This is a genomic window from Mycobacterium sp. BMJ-28, from assembly GCF_054404835.1.
This window is the reverse complement of sequence record NZ_CM136783.1, coordinates 4,329,024-4,348,172: the sequence shown is the minus strand read 5'-3', so window position 1 is coordinate 4,348,172 and position 19,149 is coordinate 4,329,024. Positions and strand designations below refer to the sequence as shown.

Sequence of the window (19,149 nt, the reverse complement as noted above, 5' to 3'; positions counted from 1 at the left end):
ACTAACAGTAGGCTGCACGCTAAACTATGACAAGCCGATCGGCAGGCTAATGGGTGGTGTCCTCGTATGCAGCGGATCGGCGGCGACGCGTTAGCCTGGGGCACCCGAACAGCGACTGGGTAGGAGAGGACGTGCCGTGGCCAAGCCGGTGTCACCACGGGGACTCGCCGGCGGCCGAGTTCTCGAAGCCGCGCTTGCCCTGTTCGCCGAACACGGGGTGCATGGCACGTCGCTCAAGATGATCGCCGAGCGCCTCGGAGTCAGCAAGGCGGCCGTCTACTACCAATTCTCCGCCAAGGAGGAGATTGTTCTGGAGGTGTTGCGGCCGATCCTGCAGGACATCACCCGCCTGATCAAAATCGCTGAGGCGCTGACGGATTGGGAGGCGCGGCGGGCCGTCGCGATCAGCGGACTGGTGGAAATGGCCGTCCGTCACCGACAACTGGCGGCAGTGTTTGTCGGCGATCCCGCGATGGCCGAGGTTGCCCCGCGAGAACTGCGGGCGGCCACCGATCGATTACGCGAACTGCTGGACGGTCCGGACCCCGACCCGGCCGGCCGAATAGCGGTTTCGCTGTTTTTCGCCGGCGTCGGCAATGCCGTGGCCGACCCATCGCTCGCCGACATCGACGACGCGGACCTGCACCGCACGCTCCTGGACCTGTCGAACCGGATCCTGAATCCCGCGATTGGTGACGGCTGACCTGACATCCGGGACGACTACCTCGCGGTCAGTGCCGGCGGATGTATCGCCGCAGGATCGGGATTGGCCAGCGGGAGGCCCATGAACCTGCGTGCATTGTCGCCCATGAAGTCATAGGTACGGCGAGTGTCCATCCCCTCGGCGTACTTCCAGAAGCCCTTGGGTTCGGGCAGCCCCTCTGGATGCGGATAGTCCGAGCCGAACAGCACCTTGTCCCACCCGACGGTCTCGACGACGTCGGAGACGCAGCCCTCCCAGAACGGGCTCACCCACACGTTGCGGCGGAAGACGTCGTGCGGATGCTCGGGAAAGTTCTGTGGCATCTTCTTGTACAGGTCGGCGAAATCGTGGAACAGCGGCGAGATCCAGGAACTGCCGTTCTCCACGCTGGCGATCCGCAATCTGGGAAACCGGGTCAGTGTGCCGTGGCAGATCAGTGCGGTGAGCATGTCGGCGATCTCCCGATGGCCGAGCACCATCCAGCGAAATGCGCTCTGGGCCATGAAGTTCTGTGTGTAGGGCGGTTCCCACCTGCCGACGTAGTCGTCCAGCGGCGGATAGCTGGCGTGCAGCACGATGGGCAGTCCGGCGGCCTCGACGTCACGCCAGAACGGGTCGAACTCGGGAAGCGCGGGGGAGCGCCACCCGTGCAGGCCGTTGACCGGCCCGGGCTTGATCAGCGCCACCTTGGCGCCGTGGTCCAGCAGCCAGGCCAGCTCGCGTTGGGCGGCGTCCACCTCGGACAGGTTGATGATCGGGGTGGTGAACACCCGGTTCTGATAATCGAAGGACCAGTGCTGGAGAATCCATTCGTTGAGCGCGTGCACGATGGCCAGGGTCAACGCGGGGTCGTCGGCGCTGGAATGCTCCACCAGGCTGCCCAGGGTCGGGTAGTTCAGTGCCTCGGTGACGCCCTGGCGGTCCAGTTCCTCCACTCGGGCCTGCGGGCTGCGGGTGGCTTCGGGTGCCTCGATGGCCTTGCCCTGCATCTCCCGAAGCGTCAGTCCCTCGGTGTTCTCGCCGGCGAAGAACTTCTCGTGTGCCCCCGGGGCGGCGACCCGCTCGAAGGTCGGGTTCGGGATGAAGTCGGTGACCCGGTTGTTGATCACGATCCTGGTCTGCCTGCCGAACTGCGCGTACTGCACTGCACGGCTGTACTTCTCGGGCAGGAATTTGGTCAGCGCATCGGCCGTCTCGTACATGTGCTGGTCGGCGTCGAAAATCGGTGCATCCCGGAACTGTTCGGTCATCAGATTCCTCAGAGGGTGAGTACGGTGGCGCCGGCGGTGCCGGGAGCGCCGTACAGCTGGGCGAAACCGACCTTGGGGTTGCCGGGGACCTGACGGTCGCCTGCCTCGCCGCGCAGCTGGCGGACCAGCTCGTGGATCTGGCGCAGCCCGGACGCCCCGATCGGCTCGCCATTGGCGATCAGACCGCCGTCGGTGTTGACCGGCAAGGTGCCGCCGATCTCGGTGGCACCGTCGGCCAGCAGCTTCTCCTGATCTCCGTCGGCGCAGAACCCGCATTCGGCCATGTGGATGACCTCGGCTCCGGCGTCGGTGTCCTGCAGCTGCACCACGTCGACGTCTTCGGGTGCGACACCGGCCTTTTCGAAGGCGGCGCGGGCGGCATACACGGTGGGCGCGACATCCTCCTGGACGGGGGCGCAGGTGGTATTGACCTCGTAGGCGCCGTAGCGGCGGGTGCGGATCTCGACCGCCTTGAGGTACACCGGTTTGGCGGTGTAACGGTGGGCGATATCGGCGCGGCACATGACCACCGCGGCGGCCCCCTCGTCGGGGGCGCAGAACATGTACTGGGTCAATGGGTAATTCAGCATTGTCGAGTTGAGGATGTCATCCTCGGAGATCGGCTTGCGGCGGAACGCGTTCGGGTTCAGGGCCCCGTTGCGCAGATTCTTGTTGGCCACCTTGGCCAGGGTGCGCTGGGAGATGTGGTGTTCGTGCAGGTAACGGTTGGCCTTCATGCCGAAGAACTGGGTGGTCAGGTATTGACCGTTCTCGGCGTACCAGCGTGGCATGCCGACCAGGGCCGGGTCTTCGGTGAAGGCACCGCGCGGGTGCTTGTCCAGTCCGACGGCGATGCCGATGTCGTAGTCGCCAAGCCGGATTCCGTCGGCGCACACCTTGGCCGCGGACGCCGCCGTCGCGCAGGCGTTGAACACGTTGGTGAACGGGATGCCCGACAGTCCGACCATGCCGACGATGGCGTCCGGGTTGGCGACCGTCCAGCTGCCACCGGTGGCGGCGCCGACGTCCTTCCAGTCCACGCCGGCGTCGGCGACGGCGGCGAAGATGGCGTCCACGCCCATCTCCATCGCGGACTTGCCCTCGAACCGGCCGAACGGGTGCAGGCCGACACCGATGATGGCGACGTCGTTCATCGAGCTCCTCGGGTGGGGGCGAAAGCGAAGGTGATCGTCTCGTCACCGTCCTCGCCGGTGTACAACGGGACCATCGTCAATTCGACTGTCATGCCGAATTGCAGTTTGGCAGGGTCGTTTTCGGTGAGCCGTCCCTCGACCCGCAGCGTATCGCCGAGCTGGATCAAGCCGACCCCGAACGGCACGAACTTCTCGCCGGTGGGTCCCCGGTACGGCGGTCCGGGTGGAAAGCCCTGGGTGGTCCAGGCCACCAGGGTGCCGCGGCGGGGCAGCAGTTCGTCGGTCATGGCAGCACTGCTGCACCTCGGGCAGCGGCGCTGCACCGGGAACGTCACGGCCGAGCATGCGCCGCAACGGCTGCCGATCAGCGCGGGGTCGGCGTCCGGCCACGTCGAGATCTCCGGTGCCAGTGCTGTCTGCATGGGCGCCTCCTGCGGAATCGGTAACTGAACGAACCAACTGTAATTCTTACAGTAACGTATGTCGGGTCGGTCTCACAGAGCGGAGGATGCGGTGAGCGAGTTGGTCGCAGAACAGACCACCAGCGTGCAGATCGGTGGCCGCGCCGCGGCCCGCGCCGAGAAGCGCATGCTGATCGATGGGCGGCTGGTGGTCGCGGTGTCGGGCGCCGAGTTCGACAACGTCAGCCCGGCCACCGGTGCCGTCCTCGGCGCTACGGCGGCTGCGGGGGCCGAGGATATGGACGCCGCCATTGCCGCGGCCCGGCGCGCTTTCGATGACGGTGACTGGTCGACCAATCGGGTGTTGCGGCGGCGGGTGTTGATGCAGCTGCAGGACGCCATCGAGGCCGAGAAAGAGGATTTGCGTGAGGAATTGATCGCCGAGGTGGGCTGTCCGGCGATGACGACGCAGAATGCACAATTGGACTGGCCGCTGACCGACGCGTTGCGCTACCCGGTCCGGCTGATCGATGAGTTCGAGTGGGAGCGCCGCCTCGACGGCGGTGGGTTGTTCGGTGAGCGCAACGCCCGCACCGTGGTCAAGGAGCCCGTCGGTGTGGTCGCCGCCATCACGCCGTCGAATTTTCCCATCGAGGTCATCCTGAACAAGCTCGGCCCGGCGCTGGCGGCCGGGAACACCGTGGTGCTAAAGCCGGACCCGCACACCCCGTGGAACGCTACCCGGCTGGGCCGGTTGATCGCCGAGCACACCGACATCCCGCCCGGGGTGGTCAATGTGGTGCCCACCCCGTCCAACGAGGTGGCCGGGCTACTGGGCACCGACGCCCGCGTCGACATGGTGTCGTTCACCGGATCCACCGCCGTCGGGAAACACCTCATGCGAGCCGGTGCCGACACCATGAAGCGCATGTTCCTGGAGCTCGGAGGCAAGTCGGCGATGATCGTGCTCGACGACGCGAACCCGGCCCACATCGGCGCGGGCGCGATCGGGGCCTGCGTGCACGCCGGCCAGGCGTGCGCGGCGAACACCCGGATGCTGGTGCACCGCAGCCTGTTCGACGAAGCCGTGGCAAGTGTGACGGCGGCGTTGGCCGCGATCCCGGTCGGTGATCCGGCGCTGCCCAGCACGCTGGTGGGACCGTTGATCAGCGCGGCACAGAAAGCCAGGGTGCTCGACGCCATCGCGGCGGCGCGCCGAGCCGGGGCCGAGATCGTGGTGGGCGGCGGACCGGTCGAGGGACTGCCCGCGCACCTGGCCGGTGGGCACTTCGTGACACCGACCCTGATCGTCGGCGCCGACCCGGCGACGTCGTCGATCGCTCGCGACGAGGTGTTCGGACCGGTGCTGGTGCTCATCCCGTTCGACGATGACGAGGCCGCGGTGCGGCTCGCCAACGACAGTGCCTTCGGCCTGGCCGGTGCGGTGGTGTCGCGTTCGCCGGAGCGTGCCATGGGCGTCGCGCGCCGGATCCGGACCGGCGCGATCGGTGTCAACGGCGGTATGTACTACGGCGCCGATGCCCCGTTCGGTGGGTTCAAGAACAGCGGGGTCGGCAGGCAGTGCGGCATCGAGGGTTTCGCGCAGTACACCGAAACCAAGACCATCGGGTGGCGGCTGCCGCGTCCGGCGTCCTGAGCGATATGGGACGCGTCGAAATCACTTGGGCGCAGGGTCGAACGTGACGGGAATGGCGGTTGGGGAGCGGAACGGCTGACCGAAGATGTGCGGGTCGCCGGTGGTGTCGAGCTCGATATTGGTGACCCGGCCGAGCAGGCACTCGAGCGCCACCCGCGTCTCCATCCGGGCCAGGTGCAAGCCCAGGCAGGTGTGCTCACCCGCGGCGAAGGTGATGTGCGGCAGTCGTTTCCGGAAGATGTCGAACTCTTCGGGGCGATCCCAGCGACGCTCGTCGCGATTGGCCGAACCGATGCACACGTCGATCACCGCACCGGCGGGTAGCTTCACCCCGCCCAGTTCGGTCTCGGCACTGGCCGAACGCTGGACCGTGGTCAGCGGTGTCTCGAACCGCAGTGCCTCTTCGATGGCTTGGCCGATCAGGTCATGATCGGATTGCACGGCCGCGAACTGCTCGCGGTGGGTGAGCAGCAGGTACAGCAGGTTGCCCGACGAGCGGTAGGTCGTCTCCAGCCCGGCGGGCAGCAACAGTCGCAAGAACGAGTAGATCGCCTCGTCGGTGAGCTTCTCACCATCGACCTCGGCGGTGACGAGATCACCGATGATGTCCTCGGTGGGGGCGGACCGGCGCAGCTCGATCTGGTTGAGGAAGTAGTCCTTCAGCTCGGCCGACGCCTCGAAGGCGCGCTTGTACTTGACGTGGTAGCTGATCAGTTCGACGGCCCGTTGGCGGAACCACCCGAGATCCTCCTCGGGCAGGCCCAGCAGCTTGGAGATCACCCGGGTCGGGAACTCGAAGGTGAAGTCGCCGACCAGGTCCGCGCTGCCGGTCTGGACGAACTCGTCGATCAGCTGCTCGCAGATGGGCCGGACGATCTCCGGCTCCCATCGCTTGAGTGATTTCGCCTTGAATGCCGTGGTGACCAGGTTGCGGTGTGCCCGGTGCAGCGGGCCCTCCATCGCGAGGATGGACGGACCGATGAACAGGCCGATAGTGTCGTCGTAGATCTTGGAGTTGAACGACTTGCCGTCCCGGAAGACAGTGTTGACGGCATCGTAGGACACCGCCGCGAACTGATTCTCGGGCTTGAATTCGTCGGGCGTCTTGGACCAGTCCATGACGCTGCCCTCGAACACCCCGTGCTGGGCGCGGTGCGCGGCGAAGAGGGGATACGGGTCGCGCAACAGATTGAACGATTGGTCCGGGAGGCCCCCGGTGATGTCGTCCTGAGTCTGGCTTTCCACGCCTGTTTCCCACCTTCGTCCGGGCCATACAGAGGGTAATTACGGTAAAGATTACAGTAGACCGTCCCGTCGGGTCGAAACATGGTGTTTTCCAGCGGCGATCCCGACGCGTCGGTATGGGTACGTGCGGGTACGGCGACTGATACCGTGGCCCTTACCGGAGGGAGTTGAACGGCTATGAGCACAACCGATGAGCGCGTCGGGATGGACATGCGCGCCGTACTGGAACGTCAGCGGCGGTCCTTCATCGCCGACGGGCCACCGGACGTCGGCGTCAGACGGCATCGCATCGACCGGTTGATGGCATTGGTGCTCGACAACACCGACACCTTCGTCGATGCCATGGCTGCCGATTTCGGCACCAGATCCCGTGCGGCGTCCCTGTTCACCGAAGTGGTCGGCATCATCCCGGTAATCGAGCACACCAGGGCCCATGTGGCGCAATGGATGCGGTCCACCACGTTGATGCGCGCCGCCCGGATCACCGGTGTGCGTGCCGAGGTGGAGCCAGCCCCGCTGGGTGTCGTCGGGATCATCGGCCCGTGGAACTTCCCGGTGAACCTGGTGGTGCTGCCGGCCGCAGCGGCCTTCGCCGCAGGCAACCGGGTGATGATCAAGATGTCCGAAATCACCTCGCACACAGCCGAGGTCATGAGTGCCTTGGCGCCGGACTACTTCGACGAAACCGAACTGGTGGTGATCACCGGCGGCGCCCACGTGGCGGCCGACTTCTCGGCGTTGCCGTTCGACCACCTGTTCTTCACCGGCTCGCCCGGTGTCGGGTCGTTGGTGCAGCGGGCGGCGGCGCAGAATCTGGTTCCGGTGACGCTGGAACTGGGCGGCAAGAACCCCGTGGTGGTGGCGCCGGATGCGGACATCCACCGGTCGGCCACCCGGATCGCGCAGGCGCGCATGGTGAACGGCGGTCAGGTCTGTGTGTGTCCCGACTATGTGCTGGTACCCGAGCATAAGATCGGCGAATTTGTCGACGTCGCCCGCCAGACGCTGCGCCGGATGTTCCCGACGATCATCGCCAATGACGACTACTGCTCAAACGTGAACGAGGCCAACTTCGACCGCGTGCTGGGCCTGATCGACGACGCGCGCGCCCGCGGTGCCGCGGTGGAGGCCGTGGCACCACCGGGGGAGGTCCTGCCGGACCGGGGCCGTCGCAAGATCGCCCCGACCATCGTGCGGGGCATCGACGACTCGATGCTGATCGCTTCGGAGGAGATCTTCGGGCCCGTGCTGGTGGTGCAGGGGTACGCGGACCTGACGCAGGCGATCGACTACATCAACGCCCGGCCGGCCCCGCTGGTGGCCTATTGGTACGGACCCGAGGGTGCCGCTTTCCGCAGGTTCGTCGCCCATACCCGAAGCGGGGGCGTGGCGCGCAACGACTTCGCCGCGCAGATGATCCCGTCGGCCGCTCCGTTCGGCGGTGTCGGTCGCAGCGGAATGGGCGCCTACCACGGTAAGGCGGGTTTCGACACGTTCAGTCATCAGCGCACGGTGGTGGGCACGGATCTGCCGTTCAGTATGACCGGAAGCGCCGCACCACCGTTCCGGCGTGGGATGCGAATGTACGCCGACCTCTCCCTGGCCATGGCGCGTCGGCGCACCCGGCGCCGTCTCAAGAACCGCTGAGCGATTTCCCGTCGCTGTGCTCGCCCAGGTCTGCCTGCTCGCGGGCCCACCGGTAGTCGGCCTTGCCGGCCGGGCTGCGCTCGATCACCGGGCGGAACACCACCGCCTTGGGCAGTTTGTAACGCGCAATGGATGTTTCGCAGTGCCGGATGAGTTCGTCTGCGTCGATCTGCGCGCCTTCGGCGAGGGCGACCACCGCGACCACCTCGGAACCCCATCGCTCGCTCGGGCGCCCGGCGACCACGACGTCGGCCACCGCGGGATGGGAGGCGATGGCCGACTCGACCTCCTCGGCGAAGATCTTCTCGCCCCCGGAGTTGATGGTGACGGAGTCGCGGCCCAGCAGTTCGATGGCGCCGCCGGCCAGGTGGCGGGCCCGGTCGCCGGGCACCGCGAACCGCACTCCGTCGATGACCGGGAATGTCGCCGCGGTCTTTGCGGCGTCGCCCTTGTAGCCCAGCGGCACGTAGCCGCGCTGAGCCAGCCAGCCGAGGCCGTCGTGGGCCGGGGGCAGGATCGCGGTGAAATCCTCTGCCACCACGCAGGTATCGGGACCCGCGTTGAACGTGCCGGTGGAGATGGCGCCCGGGGCGGACATGTGACTCATCTGCGCGCCGGTCTCCGAGGAACCGACGCCATCGATGACGATGAGACCCGGTTTGGCGTCGATCAGCTGCTGCTTGACGTGCGGGGTCAGCTGCGCGCCACCATTGGCCACCACGGCCAGGGTGGAGACGTCCGGGGAGCCGTCGCGCACGCTGCGCTGGAGGGCCGCCAGCAGCGGCCGGGCCATCGCGTCGCCGACCACGGTGGCCACCAGCACCTGCTCGCATTCGATGGCGCGCATCACCTCGTCGGCGTCGAAACGGTCCACCGTGCTCGGGAATACGAGTGTCTGGCCGGTGGTGATCGCCGTCATCGCCGCCCACTGGGCGGCGCCGTGAATCAACGGCGGCAGGATCAGCAGTTTGGTGCCGGGGTGCTCGCCGGCCCGGACGGCGATCTCCTCGATGGAGCCGGCCGGCTCACCGGTGACCATATTGCGGCCGCCGAACGCGGTCATGAAGATGTCGTGCTGGCGCCAGAGCACCCCCTTGGGCATCCCGGTGGTGCCGCCGGTGTAGAGGACATAGAGATCGTCAGGGGAGGGCTGTACCGGCGGCGCGGGGGCCTCGGCGGTGACGATCGCCTCGTAGTCGACGGCACCGTCCAGCAGCTCGTTTCCGGACCCGTCGGCGATCTGGATGAGCACCTTGAGATTCGGCAGCTCATCCCGGATCTCGGCGACCCGGGGGGCGAACGCGCCGTGGTACAGCAGGGCCGAGGCCTCGGAATCGGCCAGCAGATACTGCAATTCGTTCTTGACGTAGCGGTAGTTGACGTTGAACGGTGCGACACGGGCCCGGAACGCGCCCAATAGGCCCTCGACGAACTCGGCCCCGTTATAGGCGTAGATGCCGAGCAGATCCTGGCCCACCTGATGGCCGGCCAGCGACTCGCGGTCGGTGTGACAGCCCAAACCGCGCGAATAGAGGTAAGCCGCAAGCCGATTCGATCGTCGCACGATATCGCGATAGCTGTGGCGACGGGTGCCCTGGGTGACCAGTGTCCGATCGGGTATCGCGGCGGCGACGGCCTCGGCCACGGCGGAAACGGTGAACATCGGGCAATCCTCAGCCATGGGCGCTCCAGTCTCGGATGAGTTCAGCGGTGGTGGTGACGGTGGCCAACAGGGCCAGGCTGTTGTCGATGACCGCCTCACCGTATTCGGCGGGAATGCCGGCAACGGCGTCGCGGGGGAGCACCACCCGGTAGCCGGCGTTGACGGCATCCATCACGAGGCTGGGGATGGCGATATTCAGTGAAACCCCGACAGCGACGACGGTGGTGACGCCCAGATTGCGCAGGACGGCGTCGAGGTCGGTGCCACCCATCGGTCCGACTCCATGCCAGCGGGTCAATACCAGATCCGTTGGCTCCGGACCGAATTCGGTCAGCAGCGTGGCTCCCGCGCTGCCAGGGGCGATGTCGACCGAGCGCTTTCCGGCGGCGAACAACCTGGCGTTGTGATTGGAACCCAATCCGTCGGGCCGGCGCTGCACCAGGCAGTGCACGACATGGTGACCGGCGGCCCGGGCGGCGGGGAGTAACCGGGCGATATTGGGCAGTGCCACCCGTCGGGCCTCTTCGGCGAGCACGGCCAGTCCGGCGTTCGGGCCCACCACCGCACCCTGGAGTTCCTGGGTGATGACGGCCGTGGTCACGCGTTCGCCTTGACAATCCCCGTCGCTTCGCTCGCCCCGGCGGGTGGCACCTCATAGAACTGCTGCGCCCATTTCCGCATGGCCATATACGGTTTCGCGTCGATCTTGGACAGCGACGGCCGCTCGATGTATTTCTGGTGACGCCAGATGCCGAGATCGTCCCAGACCGTCACCAGATACTGTTTTTCGACACGTTTGCGGACATCCTCGGGTGGGACGTCTGAGGTGTCGCCGGGCGACTTGGGCCACCAGATCGAATAGAACATGTTCGACACCTGGTCATCGACCGGTGTGCAGGCGAAGATCAGCCGGTGCTCGGCCGCGCCCTCGAAGGCGCTGATCGCGAAACCCAGCCCGGAGAAGTGGCTGTGGATGTAGAGCGACATCTTGTCGGGATCATCGCTGCGAGCGTCGGGCCAACCGGTGAGAAACTGCCACTCGTTGTCCACGACCTTCCAGTCCAGGCAGACCGGGGTGACGGAGGCGCGGTGCACATAGCGGAAATGCGCACTGTCAGGGCCGTTCTCGGCCACGATCTGCGGATGCACCGGTTCGTTCTCGGCAAACCGGGAGAACTCGGGGTAGGGCCGGTAGAACGCGTCGGGATCGGTCGGGAACTGCGGGAACTTGTCGAAGATATCGGGCAGTTCCCAGTGTGGGGGCTCGCCGTGCGGCTGGAACCACATGAACACGCAGCCGTGCTGTTCCTGGATCGGATAGGTTCGCAGCCGCAGGCCGCGGTTGGGTTTGTCGGGCTGATACGGGATGTAGCGGTTGGTGCCATCGGGTCCCCACCGCCAGCCATGGAAGGGACATTCCACGCAGTCGCCGACGATCTTGCCGCCGTGGCCCAGATGCGCGCCGAGGTGTTTGCAATGGCCTTCCATCAGGTGCAGCGCGCCGTCGGAGTCACGCCAGGCCACCAGATCCTCGCCGAAGTAGCGCAGCGGGCGGGTCTCCCCGGCGACGAACTCAGCCGACCAGCCGATCATGAACCAGCCGGTGACCTTCCAGGTGAACGGAACCTCCACGGGAACACCTTCCAGATCCGAAGCTGCTACTGAACAGCTTACAGTAGTATCGTCCGCAAGAGCCGGGAAATGCAAAGGAGCACGATGCCAGGGTTGTTGACCGACAAGGTCGCGTTCATCACGGGTGCGGCACGTGGCCAGGGCCGGGCACATGCGGTGCGGATGGCTAACGAGGGCGCGGATATCATCGCGGTGGACATCGCCGGGCCGTTGCCGGCGAAGGTTCCCTATCTGTCGGCCACGGCCGACGAATTCGCCGAAACCGTCGACCTGGTCAAGGCCACCGGGCGACGGATCTTCCACCGCGTCGTCGATGTCCGCGACTATGACGCCCTGATGTCGGCCGTCGCCGACGGTGTGACCGAACTCGGCCGCCTCGACGTCATCGTCGCCAACGCCGGCATCACCATTCCCGAGGCATGGCACGACATCACGCCGGAGTCATTCCGTGACACCATCGATGTCAACGTGATCGGCACCTGGAACACCGTGATGGCCGGCGCCCAACACATCATCGACGGTGGGCGGGGCGGCTCGATCATCCTGGTCAGTTCGCTTGCGGGGGTGAAGATGCAGGCGTTCATGGTGCACTACACCGCCAGCAAGCATGCCGTGACCGGCATGGCGCGCGCCTTCGCGGCCGAACTGGGCAAGCACCACATCCGGGTCAACAGCCTGCACCCCGGACCGGTCAACACCTCGATGGGTACCGGCGACATGGTGACGGCGCTGAACAAGGCGTTCGAGACCAATCCCGCCCTGGTGCAAATGGGCACGCCGTTCACCCCGAACTGGATCGTCGAGCCGGAGGACATCGCCGCGTCGGCGGTCTGGCTGGCCTCCGATGAGGCCAGGCACATCAGCGCGATCGCCCTGTCGATCGACAACGGGATGGCACAGTTCTAGATCATGACCGACGATTTCGAGGCGATCCGCCAACTCAAGGCCCGCTACTGCCGGTTCCTGGACACCAAGGACATCGAGGCGTGGAAGACGGTGTTCGCCCCGGAGGTGGTGGTCAAACTCGACATGGCGATCTCGACCGGCGGCGCCGACGGCCAGACCGCTCCCGAACTGCACGGCTTGGACGAATTCCTGCCCGTCGTGCTCGGCGGTGTCGAGGGCGCGCAGACCAAACATCACTGTCACACCCCGGAGATCACCCTCGTCTCGGACACCACCGCCAGCGCGATCTGGGCGATGGAGGATCTGCTGCTCTTTCCCAACGGCGGTCAGTTGTTCGGTGCCGGGCACTATCACGAGACGTACGAGAAACGTTCCGGCGGTTGGGTGATCACCAGCCTGCACCTGACCCGGACGATTCTGCAGTTCACTCAGGGCGCCGATGACCAGTAGCCGCGACTACGACGTCGTCGTGATCGGGGCCGGCTTCTCCCGTCTGTACGCACCGCACAAACTGCGGGAGGAGGGGATGCGAATTCTCGCCGCTGTACTTCGCCCATCCAGAAAGCGTGTCAGCCCGCCGCCCATGCCTTGGCCTGCTCAAGCTCGTCGAGTTTGAATATCGCCAACTCGCCGGGGACCATCCACGCCAGTGCGTGCAAGGTGTGGGCGACCCAGTCCTTATCTGACACCACCGCGATCCGTCTGAACGACGAATGATGGTGCAGGAGTTCGCCGAATCCGAGCTTCAGGTCCTCGACCAACCCGCCGGGACCGAAACCCTCGTAGTCGGGCGCGATGACCTCGACAATCCTGATATCGCGCTCCTTCAGCAAGCCCTGCATGGTTGGCCGGAACTCACGCAGATCCGCACCGAGCAGGCGACCTGACACGCGAATGCCGATCACTCCCTGCGGCATGTCCGGCAGTACTTCGATCATCGATTTCTCCTTGAACTGGTGTGGAGTTCCGCCGGGTGAGGGTCACCAGGGTGCATGCCGAGGTGCGATGAGCATGGAGCAGTTCAGGTCGGCGAGTGCGGCGTAGACACCCGGGTCGCCGAGTTCGGTCAACTGGTTGGCGGTGTCGTGACCCAGCACAATCAGTCCAACGCTGTCGGCGTGACCGGTGAGATAGTTCATCGGGTTTCCGGCTACCGCAATGGCTTCGATGTCCACCTCTGGGTAGCGCCGACGGTCGTCGAATCACCTGTCAGCGATGGGTTCTGGACCAAAGATGAACCGCCGTCCGGTGACCCGTACCGGTCGGATCCGGACGAAATGCGGTTTGGACGTGGCAGTCCAGGGATAGAGCGAGGCCTGTTCGGCGTCGTGGACATCGTCGTCAGTCCGCGGCGTTCGCGCCAAGCCTCGGACAACAACACTCCAGCCCTCGGTGATCGTATTGCCGTCAGCCTCGAACAACACGTTCTTGTTGATCGCGGTGCCGGCCAACTTGGTGCCTTCGGCGGTGCGGAACAGTATCGTGCGGTGCTGAACCACGAAGTTCACCGGAAAGATCTCAGGATCACCGTCGACACTGGTCACCAGCCGGCCGAGCGTTACGCCGCCGAGCAAGCTCCAGCATTCGCTTTCGGAAAGGACGGTGACGGGTTGGGTATCTGGCGTCATGACCGTGACGTTACGGACCGGCCCGCGTTGAAAACAGGGCAAAAAGTCCTTCGCCGGGTTCACAACGGCAAGCGCAACCGGTCGAGTTCGACTGGCGTGTCAAGGACTTCCGCCCCTATCGCAGGTCGGGTCGAGTGCGATGGGATCGAGACAGTTCTCGTCGCAGAGGAGCACGCAATGAGTACAGAGAGGCACCTCGGCCCCGAACACTCCGCTGGACCGGGCGTGACGTCACGCGATGTGTAGTACCGCCGCACCGGCGATCCGGCCGGAGCGCAAATCGTCCAGCGCGGTGTCGGCCCGGTCCAGCGGGTACTCCGGACCGCTCACCTCGATCCGGTGCCGGCCGGCGAATGCAAGGAATTCGCGTGCGTCGGCACGGGTATTCGATGTCACCGAACGGACCTGTCGCTCCTGAAAAAGGTGCCGCTGGTAGTTCAACACCGGGATGTCGCTGAGGTGGATGCCCGCGACGGCAAGCGTGCCACCGCGGTCCAACGCCTCCAACGCCGGCAACACCAGATCACCCACCGGCGCAAAGAGAATGGCCGAATCCAGCGGGACCGGCGGGCGGTCGCTGGGACCCTGTGCCGATGTGGCCCCCAGTGCCATGGCCAGCTCCCGGGCCTGTTCTCCACGGGTCATCACATGGACCTCGGCACCTTGGGCCAGAGCGACCTGCGCGGTCAGATGCGCGCTGCCGCCGAACCCGTAGATGCCCAGGCGTCCACCTGAGGGAAGGTCGGCGCGCTGCAGCGATCGGTAGCCGATGATGCCCGCGCACAGCAGCGGTGCGAGCTCGGTGCTGGAATAGCCCGCCGGTAGCTGGTGAACGTAAGGGGCGGGCGCGGTGACGAACTCCGCGTAACCGCCGTCTGCGTCCCATCCGGTGTAACGCGACTCGGGACACAGGTTTTCGCGACCGGAGCGGCAGTACCGACACTGTCCGCAGGTGTGCCTCAGCCACGCGACACCCACCCGGTCGCCGACGCCGAGACCGGCGGCACCGGGTCCCAGCGCGACCACCTCGCCGACCACCTCATGGCCGGGGACGACACGAGGCCGGTGCACCGGTAGGTCTCCCTCGGTGACGTGCAGGTCGGTGCGGCACACCCCACAGGTGTGCACGGCGATCAACACCTCATCGCCGACCGGCTCGCCGACATCGGTGGTGACCAGCTCGAGCGGGCGGGTGGTCAATGGCCCAGGGCTGCGCACCCGCCATGCCCGCATGGTCAACGCTGCCACAGCCTCACCTTATTGCCGGGCTTGGCTGTGCAGTACCGCGGCGCGTTGTCGGTACTCGGTTACGTCGATCTCGCCTCGGGCGAACCTATCGGCCAGAATCTGCTCGGCCGTCGTGGAATGGGGGACCGCTGCAGGTGAGCGGTCCCGGCATACGTAGACGATCGCGGCGATCAGACCGAACACCGCCACAGCCCAGAAGATCACCATGCCCGCGCCCATTCCGGTGTATCCCCACCAGCCCACATCGTGGTCATAGAACACTTTGTACTCCAATCCGGTGATGTGGCAGTCCTAGCCGACGAGTAGGCGGAGATTGCCGTTTTGTCGTGAACGACGGGCGGCCGCCGCAATGGAAACCAGGTGTGCCATGCCGGTCTCGATACCGCGAGCCAGTTCGTCGGGGCCGACGGGACTGTCGGCATCGCCGATGATTCCGAAGATCAACTCTTCGGCGTAGCTCAGGATCGCAATGCCGGTGCGAAGGTGCATGGCGATGGGTGGCACCGGCATCAGGGACTGGATCTCGCAGCCCGCCAGTTGCAGCCGCTGCCGAGGACCTGGCACATTGGTGGCGACCGTGACTACTCCACGCTGTGGCATTCGCGTCAGTAAGCGGACGGCCGGCGCGGTGATGGCGTAGGGCAGCAGTCCGGCGGCCGCGACGGCGAGTGCGCCCGCGCTGATTTGGCCGCCCCCTTTGGCCGTCGTCATCCGGTCATGCACGGCCTGCAGCCGGCGTAGTGGATCGGCGTGTTCCACCGGCAACTGCGGGAGGGTCACCGCGACTCGATTGTCGGGCGTGTGCAGGGCATCGGCGGTGCGCAGTGACACCGGCACGGCGGTCCGCAGCGAATGAGCACGCGGGGTATAACCGCGCCGCAACATCGCCGACCGGAAGCTGTCGGTGATCGAGGCGAGGGCCACATCGTTGACCGTTACGCCGAACCGTTTACCGACCATCTGGACGTCCTCCAGCCGGACCCGCGCTGCGCTGTAGTAGCGCAGGTCACCGAGTGGCCCGGTGAAAGATCTTGGCGACGACTCGAACAGGGCTGCGGCGATTTCGGTTGCACCCGACGCGAAGTGCGCCGCGGTCCGGGAGACCGCAGTCGATGCCTGCCACGCGGTTCGTAGCCACGCGAGAGGATTCAGAGTCATGGTGCGGACCTGGCGGTTGGCCGGTTCGCAACGGTCGACGACGGGCGCCTTCGGGGTGTATCCGTCACACACCTCCTCCAGCATGGATGTTGCGGCGATCCCGTCAGCGATGCAGTGGTGAATTTTGATGAGGAGTGCCCACCGGCCTTCCGAGAGCCGGTCGATCACCCAGCATTCCCACAGGGGCCTCGAGCGCTCCAACCGACGCTCCATCAGCTGACCGACCACAGCAAAGACCGCGGCATCGTCGCCGGGGGCGGTGGCGCTGACGCGCCGCACGTGGTGACGTATGTCGAAAGCGTCATCGTCAACCCATTGCGGCGCAGCGAGATCCATCGGCGCCGCGCGCAGTACTTCACGGCACCGGGGGAGGCGAGCGGTGCGTTCTTCCAGCAGGGCCACCAGACTGTCCATGTCAGGCGCGGGTCCGTCCAGCACGGCGAGTGCGGCCAGCGCCAAGCTCACGTGGTCATCGGCGTCCTCGGCTTGTAGGAACGCTTCTTCAAGAGCGTTGAGGCGGTGCCCGGTCATGAGTTCTCCTTGCCTGACAGTCTTCAGGCTGCTCAATGTGGCCGAGGACAACTAGGGCATTTGGTCACCAACTCGGTGTGCGCAGAGATCGAGGAGACCTGGAGGGTGCGGCGATCGCCGTGCTGGCCGGCGGAACGTCGATGACGGGTACTCGGGCGATTGGCCGGCAACGGTGTGGTCCGGCATCTACGGTCGGTCAGTTCGCCGGTCCGTAGCCTGAGATCAGCCGCGCGCGAACCCGGTTGATCTCGACGTCGAGGTCATGGTCCTCGGGCACCACGATCCACTGAAACGCAAGGCCGAACACCGCGGCAGTGATGTCCTCGCGGGCGGTGTCGATATCGACATCGGCCCGGATCGATCCGTCCCGGATGCCGTCGCGCAGCCCGGCTTCGATCTTTGCCCCCGCGTCGCGCAACTGGGTGCGCACCGCCTCGCGCAGCGGTGAGACAGTCTTGACCGCCTCGAATGCGGCGACGAACATGGCGCGCATCAGCGCTGGGTCGACGGCGTGGATCTCCTGGATGCGGTCGAAGTGGGCGAGGACCTGGCGCAGTCCGTCGGCCCCCGGTTCGGGATCGGGATTCAGCCGCACCACGTAGGTCTGTTGGAACGCCGCCAAGATGGCGTCTTTGCTGCCGTAGCGGGCGTGCACCATGGCCCGGCTGTAGCCGGCACGGCGGCCGATCTCGGCTGCAGTCGTTGCCTCCCAACCCTTTTCGACGATGAGCTCCGCGGCGGCGATGAGCAGCCGCTGCGAGGACATCTCGACGCGCTGCGGTTGGGTCAGGCCAGGGGCGGGGGACGGCACCCTTGCATATTAGATGCTCGACAACTAACTTAGTTGTTGGTTGTCAAATTTCATGAGAGGTCGAGGATGACGTCAGTCGCAGCGGCGGTGCCGTCGGGTATCGGCGAGGTGACGGCGTCCTGGCTGTCCGAAGCGTTGCCCGGCATGGTCACGGAGGTACGCGCCGAGCGCATCGCCGAGGACACCGGCTTTTCCGCCCTGCTGTACCGGGTCGGGCTCACCGGCACCGATGTGCCGGACACCGTCATCGTGAAACTGCCCGCACAGTCGCAGGCCCGGGGCGGGATGGAACTGCTGGGGGGATACCAGCGCGAGCTGGATTTCTACCGCCACATCGCGCCGTCGGCGCCGCTGTCCACCCCGCACTGTCACGTCGCGCGGATATCGGGAACCGACTTCGTGCTGGTGCTGGAGGATCTGCAGCACTGGGAGAACGCCGATCATCTGGCCGGGCTGTCCATGCCACGCGCCAGGGCGGCCCTGCAAGCACTGGCGGGTTTGCATGCCTGGTCCGTTCGGGATGCCGAAGATGCTGCCCTGCAATGTTTTCCGCCGCTTGACAACGCGCTGACCCGGGAGCTGTTTCTGCCGGCCTTCGCCCTGGGCTGGCAGCGCTACCTGGCCAAGACCGAACAACCGGTGCCCGGCGCGGTCAGGCGCTTCGCTGACAGGTTCGAGGAACTGGCCCCGCAGGCGCTGACAGCACTCACCGAGCGGGCGATGCTGCTGCACGGCGATATTCGGGCCGACAACATGTTCTTCCGCGGCCAGGACATCAAGATCGTCGACTTCCAGCTGTCCGTGCGCGGTGCCGGCGCGGCCGATATCGCCTACCTGGTCAGCCAAGGGCTGCCGACGCCACTGCGCCGCGGCCACGACCGTGCACTGGTACAGGAGTACGTCGCACGGATGAAAGCCCATGGTGTCGACGACTATTCGTTCGACGAGGCGTGGCGGCACTACCGGTTCGGCGTCGCCCTGCTGATGTACATGCCGGTCGTCGCGCTCCTCACCTGGGATGTGGTGCCCGAGCGCTCCCGCCGGTTGTGCGTGACCCTGGTCGACCGCGCGGTGGCCGCCATCGAGGACATCGGCGCCCTGGCGGAGTTCCGGTGAGGTCCGCACGCGAGGTCGTGGAACTGTACAACCTGGTGGTGTGGAACGAACGGAACTTCGCCCTGGCCGACGAACTGCTGGGCGAACACGTGATTCGCCATGACGTGGGGGAGTCCACCACGCTGACCCACGCCGAGGCCGTCCACCGGATCGTGGAACATTGGGCGATGTTCGAGACCATCCGGTTCGACCTCAACCTGGTGGTCACCGGCGACGACGGTGAGCATGTCGCGATCGTCTACCAATCTCCGATGACGCTCAAAGACGGCGGCCAGACCACGATCGCCAGCATGGAGATCTTCCGGGTGATCGGCGGCAGGATCGCCGAGGTCTGGAATTGTGGCTACAAGCAAGGAGTTTGGGCGTGACGGTGGGCGGGCTGGGGGTACCTCCCGCTTG

The 19,149-nt window shown here is 66.0% G+C and carries 21 protein-coding genes; 7 read left to right on the top strand and 14 right to left on the bottom strand.

What is annotated here, in order from left to right; all coding sequences use genetic code 11:
- Positions 1-136 precede the first annotated feature (136 nt).
- Positions 137-703, top strand: a complete 567-nt coding sequence (locus ACXPWS_RS21635) for a TetR/AcrR family transcriptional regulator (RefSeq protein ID WP_458708615.1) — start codon at positions 137-139, stop codon at positions 701-703.
- 17 nt (positions 704-720) lie between these two features.
- On the opposite strand, the gene ACXPWS_RS21630 is transcribed toward ACXPWS_RS21635, so the two are convergent.
- Genes ACXPWS_RS21630 through ACXPWS_RS21620 form a run of 3 tightly spaced genes read right to left on the bottom strand, consistent with a single transcriptional unit; the run spans position 721 to position 3,529 of the window.
- Positions 721-1,953: an amidohydrolase family protein gene (locus ACXPWS_RS21630; protein WP_458708614.1), complete on the bottom strand. Its 1,233-nt coding sequence runs from the start codon at positions 1,951-1,953 to the stop codon at positions 721-723.
- An 8-nt stretch (positions 1,954-1,961) separates the two neighbouring features.
- A complete protein-coding gene (locus tag ACXPWS_RS21625) occupies positions 1,962-3,107 on the bottom strand; it encodes a thiolase family protein (protein ID WP_458708613.1) in 1,146 nt (381 codons plus the stop codon).
- Positions 3,104-3,529, bottom strand: coding sequence for a Zn-ribbon domain-containing OB-fold protein (locus tag ACXPWS_RS21620; RefSeq protein WP_458708612.1), 426 nt, complete (start codon positions 3,527-3,529; stop codon positions 3,104-3,106). The genes ACXPWS_RS21625 and ACXPWS_RS21620 overlap by 4 nt, the downstream gene beginning before the upstream one ends.
- 166 nt (positions 3,530-3,695) lie before the next feature.
- Here ACXPWS_RS21620 and ACXPWS_RS21615 point away from each other — a divergent pair, with 166 nt between their 5' ends.
- Positions 3,696-5,165 carry an aldehyde dehydrogenase family protein gene (locus ACXPWS_RS21615; RefSeq protein ID WP_458713641.1) on the top strand — a complete coding sequence of 490 codons (1,470 nt, stop codon included), beginning with the start codon at positions 3,696-3,698 and terminating at the stop codon, positions 5,163-5,165.
- Positions 5,166-5,186: 21 nt separating this feature from the next.
- On the opposite strand, the gene ACXPWS_RS21610 is transcribed toward ACXPWS_RS21615, so the two are convergent.
- Positions 5,187-6,410, bottom strand: coding sequence for a cytochrome P450 (locus tag ACXPWS_RS21610; protein WP_458708611.1), 1,224 nt, complete (start codon positions 6,408-6,410; stop codon positions 5,187-5,189).
- Positions 6,411-6,587: 177 nt separating this feature from the next.
- Between ACXPWS_RS21610 and ACXPWS_RS21605 the strand changes: the two genes are divergently transcribed.
- The gene (locus ACXPWS_RS21605; RefSeq protein ID WP_458708610.1) at positions 6,588-8,057 is read left to right on the top strand and encodes an aldehyde dehydrogenase family protein; all 1,470 of its coding nucleotides are present in this window, start codon (positions 6,588-6,590) and stop codon (positions 8,055-8,057) included.
- Here ACXPWS_RS21605 and ACXPWS_RS21600 read toward each other — a convergent pair.
- The 3 genes from ACXPWS_RS21600 to ACXPWS_RS21590 are packed head-to-tail and all read right to left on the bottom strand — an operon-like array spanning position 8,044 to position 11,352.
- A complete protein-coding gene (locus tag ACXPWS_RS21600; RefSeq protein ID WP_458708609.1) occupies positions 8,044-9,720 on the bottom strand; it encodes an acyl-CoA synthetase in 1,677 nt (558 codons plus the stop codon). The two genes, ACXPWS_RS21605 and ACXPWS_RS21600, sit on opposite strands and share 14 nt — an antisense overlap.
- Before the next feature lie 10 nt (positions 9,721-9,730).
- Positions 9,731-10,321 carry an isochorismatase family protein gene (locus tag ACXPWS_RS21595; RefSeq protein WP_458708608.1) on the bottom strand — a complete coding sequence of 197 codons (591 nt, stop codon included), beginning with the start codon at positions 10,319-10,321 and terminating at the stop codon, positions 9,731-9,733.
- Positions 10,318-11,352 carry an aromatic ring-hydroxylating oxygenase subunit alpha gene (locus ACXPWS_RS21590; protein WP_458708607.1) on the bottom strand — a complete coding sequence of 345 codons (1,035 nt, stop codon included), beginning with the start codon at positions 11,350-11,352 and terminating at the stop codon, positions 10,318-10,320. Before ACXPWS_RS21590 ends, ACXPWS_RS21595 begins: the two co-directional genes overlap by 4 nt.
- 84 nt (positions 11,353-11,436) lie before the next feature.
- Between ACXPWS_RS21590 and ACXPWS_RS21585 the strand changes: the two genes are divergently transcribed.
- Both ACXPWS_RS21585 and ACXPWS_RS21580 read left to right on the top strand, forming a co-directional pair.
- Positions 11,437-12,258, top strand: coding sequence for a mycofactocin-coupled SDR family oxidoreductase (locus tag ACXPWS_RS21585; protein WP_458708606.1), 822 nt, complete (start codon positions 11,437-11,439; stop codon positions 12,256-12,258).
- 3 nt (positions 12,259-12,261) lie between these two features.
- Complete coding sequence (locus ACXPWS_RS21580) at positions 12,262-12,708, top strand: nuclear transport factor 2 family protein (protein WP_458708605.1); 447 nt, start codon at positions 12,262-12,264, stop codon at positions 12,706-12,708.
- Between the two features lie 119 nt (positions 12,709-12,827).
- Here ACXPWS_RS21580 and ACXPWS_RS21575 read toward each other — a convergent pair whose 3' ends face one another.
- From ACXPWS_RS21575 to ACXPWS_RS21545, 7 genes are all read right to left on the bottom strand, one after another.
- Positions 12,828-13,196: a SpoIIAA family protein gene (locus ACXPWS_RS21575; RefSeq protein ID WP_458708604.1), complete on the bottom strand. Its 369-nt coding sequence runs from the start codon at positions 13,194-13,196 to the stop codon at positions 12,828-12,830.
- A 42-nt stretch (positions 13,197-13,238) separates the two neighbouring features.
- The gene (locus tag ACXPWS_RS21570) at positions 13,239-13,397 is read right to left on the bottom strand and encodes a hypothetical protein (RefSeq protein ID WP_458708603.1); all 159 of its coding nucleotides are present in this window, start codon (positions 13,395-13,397) and stop codon (positions 13,239-13,241) included.
- A gap of 63 nt (positions 13,398-13,460) precedes the next feature.
- Positions 13,461-13,886 carry a pyridoxamine 5'-phosphate oxidase family protein gene (locus ACXPWS_RS21565; RefSeq protein WP_458708602.1) on the bottom strand — a complete coding sequence of 142 codons (426 nt, stop codon included), beginning with the start codon at positions 13,884-13,886 and terminating at the stop codon, positions 13,461-13,463.
- A 231-nt stretch (positions 13,887-14,117) separates the two neighbouring features.
- Positions 14,118-15,119 (bottom strand): zinc-binding alcohol dehydrogenase family protein, encoded by a 1,002-nt coding sequence (locus ACXPWS_RS21560; RefSeq protein ID WP_458713640.1) that lies wholly within the window; start codon positions 15,117-15,119, stop codon positions 14,118-14,120.
- 24 nt (positions 15,120-15,143) lie between these two features.
- Entirely contained in the window at positions 15,144-15,395 is a 252-nt protein-coding gene (locus ACXPWS_RS21555; protein WP_458708601.1) for an SHOCT domain-containing protein, read from the bottom strand.
- Positions 15,396-15,425: 30 nt separating this feature from the next.
- Complete coding sequence (locus ACXPWS_RS21550; RefSeq protein ID WP_458708600.1) at positions 15,426-16,823, bottom strand: wax ester/triacylglycerol synthase family O-acyltransferase; 1,398 nt, start codon at positions 16,821-16,823, stop codon at positions 15,426-15,428.
- Between the two features lie 196 nt (positions 16,824-17,019).
- On the bottom strand, positions 17,020-17,634 hold the full coding sequence (locus tag ACXPWS_RS21545; protein WP_458708599.1) for a TetR/AcrR family transcriptional regulator: 615 nt from the start codon (positions 17,632-17,634) through the stop codon (positions 17,020-17,022).
- Between the two features lie 66 nt (positions 17,635-17,700).
- Here ACXPWS_RS21545 and ACXPWS_RS21540 point away from each other — a divergent pair, with 66 nt between their 5' ends.
- Together ACXPWS_RS21540 and ACXPWS_RS21535 are read left to right on the top strand one after the other, a co-directional pair.
- Complete coding sequence (locus tag ACXPWS_RS21540; RefSeq protein ID WP_458708598.1) at positions 17,701-18,750, top strand: phosphotransferase; 1,050 nt, start codon at positions 17,701-17,703, stop codon at positions 18,748-18,750.
- Positions 18,747-19,118, top strand: a complete 372-nt coding sequence (locus ACXPWS_RS21535) for a nuclear transport factor 2 family protein (RefSeq protein ID WP_458708597.1) — start codon at positions 18,747-18,749, stop codon at positions 19,116-19,118. The genes ACXPWS_RS21540 and ACXPWS_RS21535 overlap by 4 nt, the downstream gene beginning before the upstream one ends.
- Positions 19,119-19,149 lie beyond the last annotated feature (31 nt).